Raw genomic sequence first — 19,109 nt, 5'->3', positions numbered from 1 at the left:
GGCCGGTGCCCTGGGGGCGCTGCCGGGGGAGCGGTGGTGCGGCAACCGGGGCGTTCCCGGCGGAGCCGGGGGACGCCCCGACCGGGGGAGCGGTCGTCGGAGACATCGGAACCTCCCCACCCGTGGGGAGACGGGCGGTGTCGGTGCGGAGCAGCCGGAGCGGTCGCATCGGGCGGGTCATGAAGCCTTGTGGGTCCTGCACCCGTGTCGGACAGGACGCCGCGAGACGGTCCGCGGTGCGCTGGTCACAACAGGCTGCATGCCACTCCCTTGGGTGAGTCTCGCGACGAACCGGTGCGTCGGGGCGTTGTGGTGGTTGTAGCGGCGGAGCATACGGCCGAGCCTGTGTGGCGAAACACGCACGTCCGCTCGGCGTGCACATGATCCGGTGAGCGGACGACTACGGGCGGTGAACGTCACGGGCTTCCGCGTGTCGCCGTGCCCTCCCGTGTCCGTCTCGCGCCGAACGCCGTGACGGACGCGCCACCCGGTCCGTGCCAGACTCGCTGACGCCTGGCCCCGAGCCCCGTCGAGCAGACCCTGGAGAGCCGTGGACAGCACGTCGCCACCCGCCGCCGAGGGGCAGTCGCCCCGGCACCTGGCCGAGCTCGTCTCGCGCAACGCGGCACGTGTTCCGGACCACCCCGCGATCGTCGATGTGAGCAGCGGAAACACAATGGTGTGGTTCGAGCTCGACGCGGCGGTGTCCGCGGAGGCGGAACGCCTGGTCCGGGCGGGTGTCACGCCGGGGGACCGCGTGGTGGTCCGGCTGGTCAACGGGGCCCCGTTCTGCATCTCCGTGCTGGGGGCGCTGCGGGCCGGCGCGGTGGCCGTCCCGCAAGGTCCCATCGCGGTGCGGCGCGAGCTCGAGATCGTGTTCGCCGACTGTCGCCCCACGATCGTGGTGGCTGCGGAGGGTGACGGCGCCGCACAGGCCGCCGCGGCGGCCGTCGGGGCCTCGGTGATCACCCCGCCCGGTCCCGCGGCCCGCGCCGAGGTCCCGTTCGACCCGGTGGCGGTGGGCGGCGAGGACATCGCCCTGCTCGTCTACACGTCCGGCACCACGGGGGGGCCGCGCGGCGTGCGCCTGTCCCACAGCGCCGTGCTGGCCAACCGCGAACAGACCGCCGCGCTGCGTCCCCCGTTCGTGACACCGGTCGACCGGGTGCTGCTCTCGCTGCCGCTGTTCCACATCTTCGGGCTCGCCGCGGGCTTCCTCCAGGTCTGCTGGGCCGGGGCCACCGTCGTGCTCACCGAGCGCTTCGAGCCCGCCCACGTTGCCGATGTCCTCGTCCGGCACCGGGTCAGCGGGGTGGCCGGGGTGCCGTCGATGTTCCGGTCGCTGCTCGAGCTCCCCCACGATGAGCTGCGCGCGGCCACCGCGGGCGTCCGGCTGTGCACCTCGGGCGGCGCGCCGCTGCCGCCGCAGTGGTTGACGCAGTTCCGCGAGGTCACCGGCCTCTCGATCCACGAGGGCTACGGGCTCACGGAGGGTGGACCGGTCATCACCACCAACCCGCTCGACGTGCCGCCGAAGCCCGGCTCGGTCGGGCGTGCGCTTCCCGGCGTCGAGCTGCGGCTGGTGGACGCCGAGGGCCGCCCGCTCGACGTCGCCGCCGAGCCCGACCCCGACGACATCGACGAGGAAGTGTCCGACCCGGCCCAGGACACCGGGCTGGTCGCGGTGCGCGGGCCCAACCTCTTCTCCGGCTACTGGCCCGACGGCGAGGGCGGCCCCGACGCCGACGGCTGGTTCCGCACGGCCGACGTCGGCTTCCTCGACGCCGAAGGCGACCTGCACCTCGTCGACCGCTCGTCGGACCTGGTGATCGTCAACGGCTTCAACGTCTACCCGCGCGAGGTGGAGCAGGTGCTGGCCGAGCTGGACGGGGTGGCGGAGGCCGCGGTGGTCGGCGTCCCCGACGACCGGACGGGCGAGGCGGTCAAGGCCGTCCTCGTGCGGGCGGAGGGCGACATCGACGAGGAGGCGGTGCGCGCCCACTGCCAGCTGCGCCTGGCGCGGTTCAAGGTGCCCACGGTGATCGCCTTCGTCGACGAGCTCCCGCGCACACCCACGGGCAAGGTCGCGCGCCGGCAGCTGGCGGTGGGGGCGTGACGGACGCGCGGGTCACCGTCTACACGCGGCAGGCGTGCTCGCTCTGCGACACCGCCGAGGCCGAGGTCGCCCGCATCTGCGGCGAGCTCGGCGTCGGGTGGGGCGCGGTGGACGTCGACGGCGACCCGGAGCTGCGCGCCGAGTACGGCGACCGCGTGCCCGTGATCATGGTGGATGGCAAGGAGCATGGGTTCTGGCGTGTGGAGGAGCCGCGGCTGCGTGCCGCCCTGACGTAGGTGTCCGCACCTGCGGTTGCCGGTTGCGTGACCCGAGCTCGTCACACGGACGAGATCGAACCGGAACCGCTCCGGCGGGCGAAACCTGTCCTGTGAGCACCACCGCGGCACCACCTCAGCCCACCGCCCGGTCCCGTGCCGGCCTGCCGGTCGGGTGGGCCGGGCTGATCGGCCTGTTGGCCGTGCTGGCCGCGCTCGGGGTGGGCCACCTGGTGGCCGCCCTGGTCGCGCCGGCGTCGTCGCCGTTCCTCGCGGTCGGCGACGCCGTGATCAACTACTCGCCCGAGCCCGTCACCGAGTTCGCCAAGGTCACCTTCGGCACCGCCGACAAGCCGATCCTGCTCAGCGGCATGGCGGTGGTCATCGCGATCGTGGCGGTGGTGGCCGGCATCGCCTCCCGGCGGAGCCCGCGGCCCGGCCTCACGGTCGTGATCGTGCTGGGAGTCCTCGGGTTCGGTGCGGTGAGCATCGCCCGGGTGTTCTCCCCGCTCGACCTGATCGCGCCTCTGGCGTCGCTCGCAGCGGGTGTCCTGTCCTTCCGCGGGCTGCACTCGCTGGCGCTGCGCACCTACGAGACGAGCCCCCGCAGCCGGGCCTCCGGGGTGTCGCGGCGCAACGTCCTGATCGGCGGCTCGGTCGCCGTCGGGGTGGGCGCCCTCGTGTCCGGTGGGGCGGGGCTGCTGCTCGGGAACGGCGTCGGCAACTCGCGCCGGACCGTCACGAGCCAGCTGAAGGCGGCCCGGCTCACGGAGCGTGCCCCGGCCATCCCGGCGGGCGCGGCGTTCACCGACGTGGGCACACCCACGTTCCTGACGGCCAACCCGGACTTCTACCGGATCGACGTGGCGCTGCGGATTCCCAGCCAGACCGCGTCGGCCTGGTCGATGAAGATCCACGGGATGGTCGGCAAGGAGATCACCCTCACCTTCGACGACCTGCTGTCCCGCCCGCTCGTCGAGCGCACGATCACGATGACGTGCGTCTCCAACCCCATCGGCGGGAACCTCATCTCCACCACCAACTTCATCGGGGTCGAGCTGCGGGACATCCTGCTCGAAGCAGGCATCCAACCCGGCGCCGACCAGCTCTTCAGCACGAGCGTCGACGGCTGGTACACCGGCACCCCCACCGACGTGGTCATGGAGCCAGGACGCGGCGCACTGCTGGCGATCGGGATGAACGGCGAGGCGCTGCCCCCCGAGCACGGCTTCCCGGTCCGCATGGTCGTGCCCGGCCTGTACGGGTACGTCTCGGCCACGAAGTGGGTGGTCGACCTCGAGGCCACGACGTTCTCCGACCCGGCCAAGCGGGGGTACTGGCTCGAACGCTCGTGGGCGCAGAAGGCGCCGATCAAGACGATGTCGCGGATCGACTCGCCGCAGGGCTTCGCGAAGGTGCCCGCCGGGAAGGTCACGGTGTCCGGCATCGCCTGGGCCCAGCACACCGGCATCGAGAAGGTCGAGGTCCGCATGGACGGCGGGCCGTGGCGGGAGGCCACGCTCTCCACCGAGGTGAACGTCGACACCTGGCGGATGTGGAAGGCCGACTTCACGCTCGCCGCCGGCAGTCACACCGTGCAGTCCCGCGCCACGGACCGCAGCGGCTACACACAGACCGAGATGCGCGCCGACCCGATCCCGGACGGCGCGTCGGGGTGGCAGGCCGCGATCTTCACCGTGAGCTGAGAAGAGCCGTTCCGGGCTCGTCACCAAAGCGTTACATTTCGTAATGAACCACCTTTGGCTCGATGTCGAAGGTTCTGATGACAGGCCCGGACCGACCGGGCCGTGCTCGAGGAGGAACACCCGTGCGAAAGATCCAGCGACTGGCCGCCGTCGGTGCCATGGCCGCCCTGACCGTGGCGCTGGCCGCCTGTGGCAGCTCGGAGACCGCGTCCACCAGCACCGCCACCAGCGCCCCCGCCGCTGCGGCCACCTCGGCCGCCGCCGCCAGCGACGGCGTCACCACCAACGCCGACGTCTTCGGCCCGGCCTGCAGCCAGCTCCCGCAGGGCGACGCCCCCGGCTCGCTCAACAACATGGGCCCGAACCCGGTGGCCACCGCCGCCTCCAGCAACCCGCTGCTGACCACCCTGGTCACCGCGGTCAAGGCCGTCCCCGGCCTGGCCGACACCCTCAACTCGCAGAAGGCCATCACGGTCTACGCGCCCTACAACGGTGCCTTCACCGCCGTGCAGAAGACGCTCGGCGATGCCAAGTTCAACGCGCTGCTGGCCAACCCGACCGCGCTGGGAGGCCTGCTCAGCTACCACGTCGTCCCGCAGCGCTACGACGCCGCCGGCCTCGTGGCCGCCGGCAAGACCACCGAGCTCGCGGGTGGTGACGTCACCATCGGCGGCACCGCCACCGCGCCGACCCTCACCGACGGCACGGGCAACACCGCCAACGTGCTGTGCGGCAACATCCCCACCTCGAACGCCACCGTGTTCGTGATCGACAAGGTCCTCATGCCGAAGTCCTGACCTTCGCCTGAGCATCATCGCCGCAGGGGCGGTCCCGGGATCCGGGACCGCCCCTGCGGCGTGTCTCTGCGACGAGCGGGCGGCGCGCAGCGATCACCGGTAGGGGCCTGCCCGCGACCCGGCGTGAGCACGGTCGCGTTCAAGATCGCAACTTTGTGCGTGTGTTCACAAGCGGCTACCTTGGAAGCCAGCCGCCGTCAAGGCCCGAACCCGGCGTATTCGCCGGATCTCGTCCCGCTCGTACAGGATGTGTGGGTCATCGGCGCGTGCGAATGCAGAGTTCGTCAGCGAGGAGAGACCGTGACCGTGCCGCCGGAGGCGGATCCCGAGGGTACGGCCGTGCGTCTGCGGTCCATCCCGGAGGCCAGCGTCGCACGGCTCGCGCTCTACCTGCGCATGCTGGGTGAGTTCAGCGAGCAGGGTGCGGAGACGGTGTCCAGCGACGAGCTCGCCGCCGCCACGGGCGTGAACCCGGCCAAGCTGCGCAAGGACCTGTCGTTCATCGGGTCCTACGGCATCCGCGGCGTCGGCTACGAGGTCCGCCCGCTGCTGCACCAGCTCGAGCAGGCGCTCGGGCTCAACCACCGCCAGGCCGTCGCGCTGGTCGGCGTGGGCAACCTCGGCCACGCGCTCGCCGGTTACGGCGGGTTCGGCGGGCGGGGCTTCCCGGTCGTCGCCCTGTTCGACGTCGACCCCGACCTGGTGGGGATCCACATCAACGGCATCCTCGTGGAGCACGTCCGAGAGATCCCTCTGATCAGCGCCGAGCGCGGTGTGACCATCGGCATGATCGCAACGCCGGGCCCCGCCGCCCAGGCCGTCTGTGATCTCCTGGTCTCCGCGGGCGTGCAGTGCATCCTCAACTTCGCGCCCGTCGTCCTGCAGGTTCCGGGCGACGTCGAGGTCCGCAAGGTGGACCTGGCGGTCGAGCTGCAGATCCTGGCCTTCCACGTCGCCCGGCGGCATCTCGACGACGCGACGGCGACTGCCGTCAACGGGCACCCCGTGAACGGGCACCGCGTTAACGGGGCGAAAGGGCTGAGTGAGTCATGAGCGTTCTCGTCGTGGGGTTGTCGCACCGCAGCGCGCCCGTCGAGGTGCTCGAGCGGGCGGCCGTCGGCGCGGACGACGTCCCCAAGCTGCTCGATGAGATGGTGCACAGCACGCACGTGTCCGAGGTCGTGCTGCTGTCCACGTGCAACCGCATCGAGGTCTACGCCGTCGTGGACGCGTTCCACGGCGGCCTGGCCGACGTCTCCGCGGTGCTGAGCAGGCACTCCGGCATGCCGCTCACCGAGCTCACCGAGCACTTCTACGTCCACTACGCGGGCTCGGCGGTGCAGCACCTGTTCGCTGTCGCCTCGGGGCTCGACTCGATGGTCGTGGGCGAGGCCCAGATCCTCGGCCAGCTGCGCGCCGCCTACGCCACCGCCGACGAGACGGGCACCGTCGGGCGCAGCCTGCACGAGCTCGCCCAGCAGGCGCTGCGCGTCGGCAAGCGCGTGCACGCCAGCACCGGGATCGACGGCGCCGGTGCGTCGGTCGTTTCCGAGGCGCTCGCCGACGCCGCGCAGGCGCTGGGAGGCGATCTCGCGGGCCGCCGGGCCGTGCTCGTGGGGGCCGGGGCGATGGGCGCACTGGCCGCTGCGCACCTGCGCCGCGCGGGCGCCGCCGAGATCGTCGTGCTCAACCGCTCGCCCGAGCGCGCCGAGCGCCTCGCCGAGACCACGAACGGCCACGGCACGCCGGCGCGCCACGGCACCCTCGACGTCCTCGCCGACGAGCTCGCCGCCGCCGACCTGATGGTCGCCTGCACGGGAGCCGTCGGCACGGTCGTCGACCGCGCCACGGTGGCCGCCGCCGTCACCGCCCGCGGCGGCCGTCCGCTCGCCGTGTGCGACCTCGGCCTGCCCCGCGACGTCGATCCCGGCATCGCCGCGCTGCCGGGGGTCACGGTCGTCGACCTCGTCGGGCTGCAGCGCAGGTTGTCCACCGGCGAGCGGGGCGCGGCCGTCGCGGCCGCCCAGGAGCTCGTGGCCGAGGAGGCGCAGGCCTACCTCGCCGCGCAGCGCTCGGCCGAGGTCACGCCCACGGTCACCGCGCTGCGCCGCCGCGCCTCCGACGTCATCGACGCGGAGCTGCTGCGGCTGGACTCCAGGCTCCCCGACCTCGACGGCCACGTGCGCGACGAGTTCACCCGCAGCGTGCGGCGTGTCGTCGACAAGCTGCTCCACACCCCCACGGTGCAGGTCAAGCGCCTCGCCGAGGGTCCGGACGGCGACAGCTACGCCGCCGCCCTGCGCACCCTGTTCGAGCTGGACCCGCAGGCGCCCGCCGCCGTCGCGCTGCAGCGCAGCGGTGACGTGCTGGCGGCGCTCGAGGCCCGCACCGACGTCGCCGAGGGGGAGGCCCGATGACCGAGCAGAGGACATCCGCACTGCGGATCGGCACCCGGCCCAGCAAGCTGGCCATGGCCCAGTCCGGCGTGATCGCCGAGCGGCTGCGTGCCGCGGGCCATGACGCCGTGCTCGTGGACGTCAGCACGCCCGGGGACCGCTCGTCGGCGCCCGTCGCCGAGCTGGGCGTCGGCGTGTTCGTCTCGGCGCTGCGCGACGCGCTGGCCCGGGGCGACGTCGACGTCGCCGTGCACTCCTACAAGGACCTTCCCTCCGCGCCCGACCCGCGGCTGGTCCTCGCCGCCGTGCCGTCGCGGGAGGACCCCCGCGACGCCCTGGTGGCCCGTGACGGGAAGGTGCTCGGCGAACTGCCCGTCGGCGCCCGCGTCGGCACCGGCTCGCCGCGCAGGCGCGCCCAGATCGACGCGCTCGGCCTCGGGCTCGACGTGGTCGCGATCCGCGGCAACGTCGACACGCGCATCGGCAAGGTGCGGTCCGGAGAGCTCGACGCGGTGGTCGTGGCCGCCGCCGGACTGCGCAGGCTCGGCCGCATCGACGAGGCCACCGAACTGCTCGACCCCGTGCAGATGCTCCCCGCCCCTGCACAGGGCGCACTGGCGATCGAGTGCCGGATCGACGATCTGGACCTCGCCCGCACGCTCACCGCCGTGCTCGACGACGAGTTCACCCGCGCTGCCGTCTCGGCCGAGCGGGCGACTCTGGCCGGCCTGGAGGCCGACTGCAGCGCACCCATCGGGGCGCTGGCCGACGTGGTGAGCGATCTCGACGACGACGGACGCGCGGTGGATCGCATCTCGCTGCGCGCCGTGGTCGGCACGACCGACGGAGCGCTCCTGCGCGCGTCGGTGACCGGAGACATGGATGACGCCGAGAAGCTCGGCGCGGCACTCGCCGCCGAGCTTCTCGACATGGGGGGCGCATCGCTGCCCTCGGAGAACCGCTGGATCGGGAGTTCCAACAGATGAACCGAGCACCTTCGACCACCTCGGGCCGGGTCGCCTTCGTGGGCTCCGGCCCCGGCGACCCCGGCCTGCTGACTGTTCGTGCGCGTGACGCGCTCGCGAACGCTCCACTGATCATCACCGACGCCGACGTGCCGGAGACGATCCTCGCGCTGGTCGCGGAGGGCGCCGAGGTGCGTCCGGCCGTGGGCCAGCCCGCGGACGTCGCGCGCGACCTGGTCGCCGAGGCCCGCACCGGCCGCACCGTCGTCCGGCTGGTGAGCGGCGACCCGCTCACCACCGACCCGGTGGTGCAGGAGGCCCTCGCGGTGGCCGGCGCCGAGGTGGCGTTCGACGTCATCCCGGGCGTCCCGGCCGGCACCGCGGTGCCTGCCTACGCCGGCGTGCCGCTGGGCTCGGCGCACATCGAGGCCGACGTCCGCGCCGGTGTCGACTGGGCGCGCCTCGCCGCCGCCCCCGGCACCCTGGTGCTGCACGCGGGCGTCTCGCACCTGGCGGAGGTGGCGGCCGGGCTCACCGAGCACGGCCTCGCCGCGCAGACGCCCGTCGCCATCACGGCGAGCGGCACCTCCACCAGCCAGCGCACGGTGCAGGCCACGCTGGCCACGCTCGTGTCCGAGGGCGCCGACCTGGACGGGCCGCTGATCCTGACCGTCGGCGACGAGGTCGGCCTGCGCACCGAGCTGTCGTGGTGGGAGTCGCGCGCCCTGTACGGCTGGCGCGTCCTGGTGCCCCGCACCAAGGACCAGGCCGGCGCGATGAGCGAGCGCCTCGCCGTGCACGGCGCCTCCGCGGAGGAGGTGCCCACCATCGCCGTCGAGCCGCCGCGCTCGCCCACGCAGATGGAGCGCGCGGTCAAGGGGCTCGTCGACGGCCGCTACCAGTGGGTCGTGTTCACCTCCACCAACGCGGTGCGTGCGGTGTGGGAGAAGTTCGCCGAGTTCGGCCTCGACGCCCGCGCGTTCTCCGGCGTGAAGATCGCGTGCGTCGGGCAGGCCACGGCCGACAAGGTGCGCGAGTTCGGCATCAACCCCGAGCTCGTCCCGAACGAGACCGAGCCGGCCGAGACCTCGTCCGAGGGCCTGCTGTCGATCTTCCCGCCCTACGACGACGTGCTCGACCCGGTGGACCGCGTCCTGCTCCCGCGGGCCGACATCGCCACCGAGACGCTCGCGGCCGGCCTGCGCGACCGCGGCTGGGAGATCGACGACGTCACCGCCTACCGCACCGTCCGGGCGGCGCCGCCGCCCGCGCCGATCCGCGAGGCGATCAAGACCGGCGGGTTCGACGCGGTCTGCTTCACCTCGTCGTCCACGGTGCGCAACCTGGTCGGGATCGCGGGCAAGCCGCACGCCCGCACGATCGTGGCGTGCATCGGCCCGCAGACGGCCGAGACCGCCCGCGAGTTCGGCCTGCGCGTGGACGTCCAGCCGGAGGAGGCGCGGGTCCCCGCGCTGGTCGACGCGCTGGCCGCCCACGCCGCCCGCCTGCGGGCGGAGGGCGCGCTCCCGCCGCCCCGCAAGGCGAAGGCGCGTCGCCGCTAGAGCCCGATCGCCACGAACGGCACGGTTCTCGGAGACCTCTCCGACGAACCGTGCCGTTCGTCCGTTTCCGGGGGTGGGCGAGCGCACCCCGGGCGTGGCACCCTGCGGCTCGTACGGTCGTAGGCTGGGTGCATGGCGTTTCCCACCCACCGTCCTCGCCGGCTGCGCTCCACCCCCGCGCTCCGGCGGCTCGTCGCCGAGACCTCGCTGCAGCCCCGGCAGCTGGTGCTCCCGATGTTCGTCAAGGAGAACGCCACCGAGCCGGTGCCGATCGCCTCGATGCCCGGCGTCGTGCAGCACACGCGTGACTCGCTGCGCAAGGCGGCGGCCGAGGCCGTCGCGGCGGGGGTCGGCGGGCTGATGCTGTTCGGCGTGCCCGAGACCCGCGACGCCACGGGCTCGGCCGGCGTCGACCCGGACGGCGTGCTCAACGTCGGGCTGCGCGACCTGCGCTCCGAGGTCGGCGACGCCACGGTGATCATGGCCGACACCTGCCTCGACGAGTTCACCGACCACGGCCACTGCGGCGTCCTCGCGGAGGACGGCTCCGTGGACAACGACGCCACGCTCGCCGTCTACGCGCAGATGGCACTGGCCCAGGCCGACGCCGGCGCCCACCTGCTGGGCCCCAGCGGCATGATGGACGGCCAGGTCGGCGTCATCCGGGAGGCGCTCGACGCCGCCGGGCACCTCGACACCGGCATCCTCTCCTACACCGCGAAGTACGCCTCGGCGTTCTACGGGCCGTTCCGCGAGGCGGTGGACTCCCAGCTCAAGGGCGACCGCAAGACCTACCAGCAGGACCCGTCCAACGTGCGGGAGTCGCTGCGCGAGCTCGCACTCGACCTCGACGAGGGCGCCGACATGGTGATGGTCAAGCCCGCCATGAGCTATCTCGACGTGCTGCGCGCCGTGGCGGAGATCGCCGACGTGCCGGTGGCCGCGTACCAGGTGTCGGGGGAGTACGCGATGGTCGAGGCGGCGGCCGCCAACGGCTGGCTGGACCGCGACCGCACGATCCTCGAGACGCTCACGGCCGTGCGCCGCGCCGGCGCCGACATCGTGCTCACCTACTGGGCCACCGAGGTGGCCGCGACCCTGACCTGATCCGGGACCCTGACCTGATCGTGGCGGCGTAGCCTCCGGATCGTCACGTTTTCACCCTTACCCTGGACACGGTCCGTGGTCGGCCATACCTTTCCGCCCATGACGTCACCTTCTGACCCGCAGTGGCAGGGCCAGCCCGGTCAGCAGCCTCCGCCGGGCTACGGCCCGCCGCCCGGGTACGGGCCGCCACCCCAGCAGGGTGGGTACCCGCAGCAAGGTGGCTACCCGCCCCCCGGCTACGGCCAACAGCCCCCGCCGGGCTACGGCCAGCAGCCGCCTCCCGGCTACTCGCAGCAACCGCCGCCCGGGTACGGCCAGGCCCCTCCCGGCTACGGCCCGCCGCAGGAGTACGGCCAGCAGCAGCCCGGCTACGGCCCGCCGCCCGGGTACGGGCAGCTGCCCGGCTACGGCAGCCAGGCCCCTGTGCCGCCTGGTGCGCCCGGCCCGATCCCGGAGTGGTGGGAGCGGCTGGTCGCCCGCATCATCGACAGCGTGGCGTTCGGCGTCGTCGTCGGAATCCTGACGGTCGCCTTCACCGCCATCTTCCTCTCGACGTACAGCGGAGGCTCGATCACGCTCGTGGCCGTGCTGCCCGGGGTGATCGCGGGTCTGGCCTACGCCGCCTACGACTTCTTCATGCACTCCAGGAACGGTCAGACCCTGGGCAAGATGGTCATGAAGACAAGGCTCGTCGCTGCCGACGGCAGCAAGCCGGACCAGATGACGCTGATCAAGCGGTCGGCCCTCTACCCCGGTGTGATCGTCCTCTACTACCTGTTCAACTTCCTGCCCGTCGTGTCGATCCTCGTCAGCCTCGTCGTCGGCGTCTACCTGCTCGTCGACGCGATCTTCGTCCTCACCGACACCCCGCTGCGCCGTGCCCTGCACGACAAGTGGACCAACACGATCGTGGTCAAGGCGCAGTAGCTCCGATGTCGATCACTCTGGCTGTCGGCGCCGAGCGGTAGATTGGTGGCTGTGAGCACACCGCAGGACCCCCGGGGCGAGGGCGCGCCGTACAACCCGTACGGCCAGCCCGGGGGTTACCGCGCGGGCCAGCAGCCCGGGCAGTACACGTCGTCGCCGCTCGCGGGGCAGCCGTACCAGACCTATCCCGGGCCGCAGCTCCCGCAGGGCCAGCCCCCCCAGCCGCACGGGTACGACCCGTACAGCGGTACAGGTCCGGCCGGTTTCGGCGCCGGTGGGCCGGAGCCCGCGAAGCGGCCGGGACTGATGGTCCTGGCGCTCGTGCTCATGGTCCTCGCCGCGCTGCCGTTCCTGGTCGGGGGCGTCTACGGCCTCGTCGCGGTCAACGCCGGCTCCATCCCGCCCGAGCTGCTGACGAACCCCGAGCTGGTGCAGGCGGGTGCCACACCCGCGCTCCTCGTCCAGGCGGTGCGGCTCGTCTGCGGGATCATGCTGGCGGCCGCGCTCGTCTACGTCGCAGCGGCCGTCCTCGCCTTCCGTGGCCGCAACGCGGGGCGCATCATCGCCACGGTCCTCACCGTCGCGTTCGTGCTCCTGCTGCTCGGGGGGCTCGCCGGCGGCGCCGCGGCGGGCGGGCTGATCGGCTTCGTCGCCTTCCTCGTCGTGGCCACCGTCGGCAGCGTCGTCATCCTGTTCCTGCCGGTGTCGAACGCGTTCTTCTCCCGCCGGTAGAACTTCCCGGCCCCGCCGCGGGCCGGAACCCGGTGCGGCTGTAAGACTGGTGGACGTGGGTAGTCCCTCGTCCTCGCCCGTCGCCGGCCTCGGTACCGAGGCCTCCGCCGCCCTCTTCGCCCGCGCGTCCGCCGTGATCCCCGGCGGGGTCAACTCGCCGGTGCGCGCCTTCACCTCGGTGGGGGGCACGCCGCGGTTCATGGTGTCGGCCGCAGGCCCCTGGCTGACCGACGCCGACGGCAACCGCTACGTCGACCTCATCAGCTCGTGGGGCCCGATGATCCTCGGGCACGCGCACCCCGCCGTCGTCGATGCCGTGCGCGCCGCCGCCGGGCAGGGGCTGTCCTTCGGGGCGCCGACGCCCGCGGAGATCGAGCTGGCCGAGGAGATCATCGGCCGCGTGGCGCCCGTCGAGCAGGTGCGGCTGGTCAACTCCGGCACCGAGGCCACGATGAGCGCGATCCGGCTGGCGCGGGGCATCACCGGCCGCACGGTGATCGTCAAGTTCGCCGGCTGCTACCACGGCCACGTCGATGCGCTGCTGGCCCAGGCCGGCTCCGGCGTCGCCACACTGGGCCTGCCCACCAGCCCGGGCGTCACGGGCGCGCAGGCCGCCGACACCGTCGTCGTGCCCTACAACGACCTCGAGGCCGTCCGCGCGGTGTTCGCCGAGCGCGGCAGCGAGATCGCGTGCGTCATCACCGAGGCGGCCGCGGGCAACATGGGCGCCATCGCGCCCCTGCCCGGCTTCAACGCGGGCCTGCGCGACATCTGCCACGAGCACGGCGCGCTGTTCGTCGTCGACGAGGTGATGACGGGGTTCCGCGTCTCGCCCGCCGGCTGGTTCGGCATCGACGGCGTGCCGGGCGACCTCTACACGTTCGGCAAGGTCATGTCGGGCGGCCTGCCCGCCGCGGCTTTCGGCGGCTCCGGCGAGTACATGTCGCACCTCGCGCCGGCCGGGCCCGTCTACCAGGCGGGGACGCTGTCCGGGAACCCCGTCGCCGTCGCCGCGGGCCTCGCCACGCTCCGGGCCGCCGACGCCGGCGTCTACGCCGCACTCGACGTCAACTCCGCGCGCCTCGGCCGCATGATCGGCGACGCGCTGCGCGCCGAGGGCGTGCCGCACCGCGTCCAGTACGCCGCCAACATGCTCTCGGTGTTCTTCAGCGAGCACGAGGTGCACGACTACGCCGGCGCCCAGGCCGCCGCCACCTGGCGCTTCCCGGCGTTCTTCCACGCGCTGCTGGAGCGCGGGGTGTACCCGCCGCCGAGCGCGTTCGAGGCGTGGTTCGTCTCCGCCGCGCTCGACGACGACACGTTCGCCGTCATCGAGGCCGCCCTGCCGTTCGCGGCGAAGGCGGCCGCCACGGCCACGGCGCCCGCGGAGGCCGGCCAGTGAGTGCCCCGACGGGCCCCACCACGGTGGTGCACGTGCTCCGGCACGGCGAGGTCTTCAACCCCGACAAGATCCTCTACGGCCGGCTGCCCGGCTTCCACCTCTCGGAGACCGGCCGCCACCAGGCCGACATCGTCGCGAAGTACCTCACCGACGCCGACATCACCGCGGTCGTGGCGTCCCCGCTGCAGCGCGCGCAGGAGACGGCCACGCCGTCCGCCGCGGTGCACGGGCTGGAGATCGTCACCGACGAGCGGCTGATCGAGGCGGGCAACCGTTTCGAGGGCAAGAAGGTGGCCGTGGGCGACGGCGCGCTGCGCGACCCGCGCAACTGGCCGTTGCTGCGCGACCCGTTCACACCGTCGTGGGGCGAGCCGTACCTGCAGATCGCCCACCGCATGTTCGGGGCGGTGCACCGCGCCCGCGAGCTGGCCGAGGGGCACGAGGCGCTGTGCGTCTCCCACCAGCTGCCGATCTGGATGCTGCGCCGGTTCGTCGAGGGCAAGCGGCTGTGGCACGACCCCCGCAGGCGGCAGTGCGCGCTCGCGTCGCTGACGTCGCTGGTGTTCACGGGCACCCAGCTGACGGGCCTGCAGTACGCCGAGCCTGCCGGGGCGAGCGCCCCGACCGCCACGGGCGCATGAGGCGGCTCGGGCTGCTGCTGGCAGCGCTGCTCGTGCTGGCCGGCTGCTCGTCGACCAAGGACGCCGTCGCAACCGGCGACTCGTTCCAGTTCGTCGCGCCGGGGGGCAAGACCGAGATCACCTACGACGACCCCTCGTCGCGAGGCGCCATCCGGGGGCTGACCGGGCCGAGCCTGCTCAACTCCGGGAAGGACGTCGGGCTCGACGACTACGCCGGGCGCGTCGTCCTGATCAACGTCTGGGGGTCGTGGTGCGGGCCCTGCCGCACGGAGGCCCCCGACCTGGAGTTCGTGCAGCAGCAGACGGCCTCGCTGGGGGCCGCGGTGCTCGGCATCGACGTCCGCGACGACCGGCAGGCCGCCGCCGACTTCGTCCACGACCGGGGCCTGACCTACGACTCGATCTTCGACGACTCGGGCCGTTCGCTCGCGAGCCTGGGCGGTGTGCCGCGCAACGTCGTGCCGTTGTCGATCGTGCTCGACAAGCGGCACCGGGTGGCCGCGGTGTACCTGCAGCCGATCCGGCTGCCCGAGGTGATCCCGCTGATCCAGAAGCTGGCGGCGGAGCAACCCGTCCAGGCGGGAGGAACCGGCGGATGAGCGCTTCTGACGTGGGACGTCACGCACTACACGGCGTAGAACCCGGTGCGCGGGAACGCGGTCCCCGGGCTTACCCTCATCCCTGATGGATCCCACGACCACCCTCGCCGTGTCCGGTCCGCTGCTGCTCGCCGTGGCCGTGGCCGTGCTGGCGGGCGCGGTCAGCTTCGCGTCGCCCTGCGTGGTGCCGCTGGTGCCGGGCTACCTGGCCTACCTCGCCGGACTCGTCGGCGCCGACTCCCCGCCGGTCACCCTCGTCGAGGCGGAGCAGCGCCGTAGCGGCAAGTGGCGCGTGGCCGGGGCCGCCGCGCTGTTCGTCGCCGGCTTCACGGTCGTGTTCGGGGTGATCCTGGTCGGCGTCGTCTGGCTCTCCGACGCGCTCGTCGACAACGAGGCGCTGCTGCAGCGCATCGGTGGCGTCGTCATGATCGCGATGGGGCTGGCGTTCGTCGGGCTCATCCCGGTGCTGCAGAACGAGCGCCGCGTGCACTGGGTCCCGCGCGCGGGGCTGTGGGGCGCGCCGCTGCTCGGTGCGGTGTTCGGGCTGGGCTGGGTGCCGTGCATCGGCCCCACGCTCGCCGGCGTGGTGGCCGTCGCAGCCGGTACGGGGGGCGGGTCGTTGCGGGGGGTCGTGCTGACCGTCGCCTACTGCGCGGGCCTCGGCGTGCCGTTCGTGCTCATCGCGCTGGGGGCCTCGCGCGCCGTCCGGGCCCTGGGCTGGCTGCGCCGCCACACGCGCGCGATCCAGATCGGCGGAGGCGTGCTCATGGTGGCTGTCGGGGTGCTGCTCCTGACCGGTCTGTGGGGCGGGCTGCTGGCCCAGCTGCAGACGTCCGTCGCGACCTACGTGCCGGTGATCTGACGATGACGACGGAGACGCCGACCGGCATCGAGACCCCGGCTCCCGCGCCCCCGGGCCCCGGCTCGCGCGCACCGAGGGTCAGGCTCGTGTGGACGGCGCTGCGCAACGCGTGGCGCACGCTCACCTCGATGCGCACCGCGCTCATCCTGCTGTTCCTGCTGGCCGTGGCCGCGCTCCCCGGCGCGCTGCTGCCGCAGCGGTCGCTGAACCAGTCGCTGGTGGACTCCTACTTCACCCAGTACCCGGCGATCGCACCGGTGCTGGACAAGCTGGACTTCTTCGACGTCTTCGCGTCGCCGTGGTTCGCCGCGATCTACCTGCTGCTGATGGTCTCGCTCGTCGGCTGCGTGCTGCCCCGCGCGTGGGAGCACCTCAAGAACACCCGCGCCCGGCCCGTCGCCGTGCCCCGCAACCTCGCCCGGCTGCCGCACCACGACACCCTCACGCTCGACATGGACGTCGACGAGGCCGCCGCCCGCGTGCGGACCCGCCTGAAGGGCTGGCGCCGCACCGAGGCAGAGGTCGGCGACGGGCGCACCTTCTCCGCCGAGAAGGGATACCTGCGCGAGGCCGGCAACCTGGTGTTCCACCTCAGCCTGATCGGCCTGCTGATCGGCTTCGCCGCCGGCAAGCTCTGGGGCTACGACGGCCAGGTCATCGTCATGTCCGACGGCGGGCAGTTCTGCAACACCGGCATCCTCGGCTACGACTCGTTCAACGCCGGCCTGCGCGTGGACGGCACCGACCTCCAGCCGTTCTGCATCAAGGTCGACGACTTCAAGGCCACCTACCTGCCCAGCGGGCAGGCCGACAGCTACAACGCGACGCTGGGCTACCAGACCACGGCGGACCTGAACGACGGGTCGCAGCAGTGGCGTCCCTTCCCGCTCGCGGTCAACAACCCGCTGCGCCTCGACGGCAGCCGTGTCTACCTGCTCAACCACGGCTACGCGCCGCGGTTCACCGTGACCTTCCCCGACGGGCAGAAGCGCACCGGCGAGGTCCAGTGGAAGCCGGTCGACACCACCACCTACCTCTCGCAGGGGGCCACGAAGTTCGCCCGCCCCGGCGTCACGAGCGAGGCGGAGCGGCTCAAGACGGGCCTGGCGATCACCGGGCTGTTCGCGCCCACCACCTCGGGCGGCACGGTCGTCACCTCCGTCTTCCCGGCTCTGGACGACCCGGAGGTGGCCGTCGACGTGCTGCAGGGCGATCTGGGGCTCGACGACGGCCGCGGCCAGTCGATCTTCGAGGTCGACCAGAGCAAGGTCGACTCGGGCGCGCTGAAGCAGGTCGCGCGCGCCAACCTCGTTCCCGGCCAGTCCCTGACGCTCGCCGACGGCACCATCGTCACCTTCGACGACGTGCGGCAGTGGGTGGCGCTGCAGGTGAGCCACGACCCGGGCCAGGACGCGGTGCTGGTGTTCGCGATCCTGCTGCTCGTCGGCCTGTTCGCCTCGCTGACGATCCGCAGGAGGCGGTTCTGGGCGCGGCTCACCCCCGTCACCGGGGAGGACGGCACGAAACGTACGGTCGTGGAGATCGGTGGGCTGGCGCGCACCGATCGCGCGGGGTACGGCGAGGAGTTCGACCGTCTACGGACGGATCTGGCGCATGACGAGAAGGACAGCTGACCCATGTCTCTCAGTGAGCTCTCGCTCTACAGCGACCGCCTCTACATGGCCGCCGTCGGGGTGTACGTCCTCGCGATGGTCCTGCACGGCATCGAGTACGCCGTCGAGCGAGCCGCGAAGCCGGTGCTCGTCGGCACGGGCGGCGAGGAGATCGAGGCGGGCGCCGACGGCGCCGTCCTCGACCGGCCGGCCGTCGACGCCGGCACCGACGCCCCCGCGGTCCGTCCTCCCTCCGAGCGCTACGGCCGGATGGCGGTGTCGCTGGTGGTGCTGGGCGCCGCGCTGCACCTGTTCTCGATCGTGTTCCGGGGCCTCGCGGCGCAGCGCTGGCCGCTGGGCAACATGTACGAGTTCACCTCGGCCATCACCCTCGCCGCGGTGGTCACCTGGCTCGTGATGCTGCGCCGCCACCCCGCGATGCGCCCGGTCGGCCTGTTCGTGCTGTTCCCGGTGGTCGTGCTGCTGTTCCTCGGCGGCACGGTGCTCTTCACCCCCGCCGAGCCGGTGATGCCCGCGCTGCAGTCGTACTGGCTGGTCATCCACGTCACCACGATCAGCATCGCGTCCGGGCTGCTGCTGGTGCCGGGCGTCGCGAGCCTGCTGTTCCTGCTGCGCCGCTCGGGCAAGCTCACCGGCTTCGCCGAGCGGCTGCCCTCGGCCGACGCGCTCGACCGCCTCGCCTACCGCGTCACGATCATCGGCTTCCCGCTCTACACGTTCGCCGTCATCGCGGGCGCGATCTGGGCCGAGGCCGCATGGGGCCGGTTCTGGGGCTGGGACCCGAAGGAGACCGTCGCGTTCGTCGCGTGGGTGGTCTACGCGGCCTACCTGCACGCTCGCGCCACGGCCGGCTGGCGCGCCGAGCGGGCTGCCGCCATCAACGTCCTCGGTTTCGCAGTGATGATCTTCAACCTGTTCTTCATCAACATGGTCGTGGCGGGCCTGCACTCGTACGCGGGGCTCCCGGGCTGACCGCCACGACGCGCCACCCGTCCGCGCCTCGACCCGACGGTGCGGCGCGACTACCGTCGGCGTTCGTGGCGAGGTCGAGTGGTCAGCACGGCGGGTTCGGCGGGATGTGTCGATGACGGAGCCTCAGTCCGAGGACGACCGGGACTACCCGGACGGCTCGGTGGGCCGCTACGTCCGCGAGCAGTGGGGGACGGCACCCTCTCGCACCCCACGAGCCACGCGGCCCTACGTGGGGCCGGTGCAGCCGGTCCCGAACCCGGAGGAGACGGCAGAGCCGGTGCCTGCTCCCCGCTCCGGTGACGACCCGGTGGACGACCGTGCCGAGGACTCGACGGACGGCGCGGCCGTCCTCGGCGAGAACGACGACGGCGACGCCATGGGCACCCGCACGGGCGCCTTCCCCGCGGTGGATCCCCACGCCGCGTGGCAGGCGCCGCCGCCGCGTCCTTCGCCCGCAGCGCCGCCGCCCGCAGCGC

17 protein-coding genes and 1 pseudogene are annotated in these 19,109 nt (G+C 72.9%); all 18 read left to right on the top strand.

The features are described from left to right. Nucleotides 1–550 precede the first annotated feature (550 nt). A complete protein-coding gene (locus JWR81_RS09150; RefSeq protein WP_297649433.1) occupies nt 551–2,116 on the top strand; it encodes an AMP-binding protein in 1,566 nt (521 codons plus the stop codon). Continuing rightward, nucleotides 2,113–2,352 carry a glutaredoxin family protein gene (locus JWR81_RS09145; RefSeq protein WP_297649432.1) on the top strand — a complete coding sequence of 80 codons (240 nt, stop codon included), beginning with the start codon at nt 2,113–2,115 and terminating at the stop codon, nt 2,350–2,352. The genes JWR81_RS09150 and JWR81_RS09145 overlap by 4 nt, the downstream gene beginning before the upstream one ends. Before the next feature lie 92 nt (nt 2,353–2,444). Further along, entirely contained in the window at nt 2,445–4,037 is a 1,593-nt protein-coding gene (locus JWR81_RS09140) for a molybdopterin-dependent oxidoreductase (protein WP_297649430.1), read from the top strand. A gap of 122 nt (nt 4,038–4,159) precedes the next feature. Further along, nucleotides 4,160–4,834: a fasciclin domain-containing protein gene (locus JWR81_RS09135; protein ID WP_297649428.1), complete on the top strand. Its 675-nt coding sequence runs from the start codon at nt 4,160–4,162 to the stop codon at nt 4,832–4,834. 306 nt (nt 4,835–5,140) lie between these two features. Next, nucleotides 5,141–5,887, top strand: a complete 747-nt coding sequence (locus tag JWR81_RS09130) for a redox-sensing transcriptional repressor Rex (protein ID WP_297649437.1) — start codon at nt 5,141–5,143, stop codon at nt 5,885–5,887. Further along, nucleotides 5,884–7,251 carry a glutamyl-tRNA reductase gene (locus tag JWR81_RS09125; RefSeq protein ID WP_297649426.1) on the top strand — a complete coding sequence of 456 codons (1,368 nt, stop codon included), beginning with the start codon at nt 5,884–5,886 and terminating at the stop codon, nt 7,249–7,251. Before JWR81_RS09130 ends, JWR81_RS09125 begins: the two co-directional genes overlap by 4 nt. After that, a complete protein-coding gene (gene hemC / locus JWR81_RS09120; protein WP_297649424.1) occupies nt 7,248–8,216 on the top strand; it encodes a hydroxymethylbilane synthase in 969 nt (322 codons plus the stop codon). The genes JWR81_RS09125 and hemC overlap by 4 nt, the downstream gene beginning before the upstream one ends. Then, nucleotides 8,213–9,757, top strand: a complete 1,545-nt coding sequence (locus tag JWR81_RS09115) for a bifunctional uroporphyrinogen-III C-methyltransferase/uroporphyrinogen-III synthase (protein ID WP_297649422.1) — start codon at nt 8,213–8,215, stop codon at nt 9,755–9,757. Before hemC ends, JWR81_RS09115 begins: the two co-directional genes overlap by 4 nt. A gap of 132 nt (nt 9,758–9,889) precedes the next feature. Continuing rightward, nucleotides 9,890–10,864 (top strand): porphobilinogen synthase, encoded by a 975-nt coding sequence (hemB, locus tag JWR81_RS09110; protein ID WP_297649420.1) that lies wholly within the window; start codon nt 9,890–9,892, stop codon nt 10,862–10,864. Between the two features lie 99 nt (nt 10,865–10,963). After that, on the top strand, nt 10,964–11,791 hold the full coding sequence (locus JWR81_RS09105) for an RDD family protein (protein ID WP_297649418.1): 828 nt from the start codon (nt 10,964–10,966) through the stop codon (nt 11,789–11,791). A gap of 51 nt (nt 11,792–11,842) precedes the next feature. Then, on the top strand, nt 11,843–12,523 hold the full coding sequence (locus JWR81_RS09100) for a hypothetical protein (RefSeq protein WP_297649416.1): 681 nt from the start codon (nt 11,843–11,845) through the stop codon (nt 12,521–12,523). Between the two features lie 55 nt (nt 12,524–12,578). Continuing rightward, entirely contained in the window at nt 12,579–13,925 is a 1,347-nt protein-coding gene (gene hemL / locus JWR81_RS09095) for a glutamate-1-semialdehyde 2,1-aminomutase (RefSeq protein WP_297649414.1), read from the top strand. Beyond that, nucleotides 13,922–14,566, top strand: coding sequence for a histidine phosphatase family protein (locus JWR81_RS09090; protein WP_297649412.1), 645 nt, complete (start codon nt 13,922–13,924; stop codon nt 14,564–14,566). Before hemL ends, JWR81_RS09090 begins: the two co-directional genes overlap by 4 nt. Further along, the gene (locus JWR81_RS09085; RefSeq protein ID WP_297649410.1) at nt 14,563–15,165 is read left to right on the top strand and encodes a TlpA disulfide reductase family protein; all 603 of its coding nucleotides are present in this window, start codon (nt 14,563–14,565) and stop codon (nt 15,163–15,165) included. The genes JWR81_RS09090 and JWR81_RS09085 overlap by 4 nt, the downstream gene beginning before the upstream one ends. Before the next feature lie 85 nt (nt 15,166–15,250). Further along, nucleotides 15,251–16,027, top strand: a complete 777-nt coding sequence (locus tag JWR81_RS09080) for a cytochrome c biogenesis CcdA family protein (protein WP_297649404.1) — start codon at nt 15,251–15,253, stop codon at nt 16,025–16,027. Between the two features lie 128 nt (nt 16,028–16,155). After that, complete coding sequence (locus JWR81_RS09075) at nt 16,156–17,661, top strand: cytochrome c biogenesis protein ResB (RefSeq protein WP_297649435.1); 1,506 nt, start codon at nt 16,156–16,158, stop codon at nt 17,659–17,661. Nucleotides 17,662–17,664: 3 nt separating this feature from the next. Further along, nucleotides 17,665–18,633, top strand: coding sequence for a c-type cytochrome biogenesis protein CcsB (ccsB, locus tag JWR81_RS09070; RefSeq protein WP_297649402.1), 969 nt, complete (start codon nt 17,665–17,667; stop codon nt 18,631–18,633). Nucleotides 18,634–18,745: 112 nt separating this feature from the next. Beyond that, nucleotides 18,746–19,109 (top strand): annotated as a pseudogene (locus JWR81_RS09065) (hypothetical protein); the annotation flags it as partial.

The sequence above is a fragment of the Pseudonocardia sp. genome, assembly GCF_025965585.1.
GTDB lineage: Bacteria > Actinomycetota > Actinomycetes > Mycobacteriales > Pseudonocardiaceae > Pseudonocardia.
Note: the sequence above shows the minus strand (reverse complement) of the source record. Positions and strands in the feature narration are given on the sequence as shown.